Origin of the sequence: Cellulomonas biazotea (assembly GCF_004306155.1) — a bacterium.
In the GTDB taxonomy this organism is placed as follows: Bacteria; Actinomycetota; Actinomycetes; order Actinomycetales; family Cellulomonadaceae; genus Cellulomonas; species Cellulomonas biazotea.
Genome location: NZ_BIMR01000516.1, coordinates 1 through 614, shown reverse-complemented (window position 1 = coordinate 614; position 614 = coordinate 1). Strand labels below are relative to the sequence as shown.

General features: G+C 80.1%; 1 protein-coding gene. It reads left to right on the top strand.

What is annotated here, in order from left to right; all coding sequences use genetic code 11:
* On the top strand, positions 1 to 614 hold a 614-nt coding region (locus CBZ_RS20550), incomplete at both ends, for a helicase-associated domain-containing protein (protein ID WP_246013583.1).

Here is a 614-nt window from a genome sequence, read left to right as displayed (position 1 = left end):
GTCGTGCGCTGCTCGCCGCGACGGCCGGGGCACCGGCGGGCGACGGTGACCGGCGCGACGCCGCGCCCGACGACCCGGTCGGCGCAGCGCTCGCCGCGGCCCTGCCCGCGGCGGTCGGCGAGATCTTGCTGCAGGGCGACCTCACGGGCATCGTCCCGGGCCGCCCGAGCCCCGAGCTCGAGGCGCTGCTCGACGCGACCGCGCACGTCGAGTCCCGCGGCGGCGCCCTCACCGTGCGGTTCACCCCGGACTCCGTGCGCGCCGCGCTCGACGGCGGCGCGACCGCCGACCAGGTCCTCGCGGACCTCGCCGCGCACGCCCGCGGCGTCGTCCCGCAGCCGCTCGTGTACCTGGTCCGCGACGCCGCCCGACGGCACGGCCGGCTGCGTGCGGGGACCGCGTCGAGCTACGTGCGCGCCGACGACCCGGCCCTGCTCGCGGGGCTCGTCGACGACCCTCGCCTGGCCGACCTCGGGCTCGTCGCGCTCGCGCCCACCGTGCTCGCGGCGCAGGCGAGCACCCGCGAGCTCGTCGACGCGCTGCGCACGCACGGCCTCGCGCCCGTCACCGAGGGACCCGACGGGGAGGTCCTGCACCTGGCGCCCGTGGTGCGC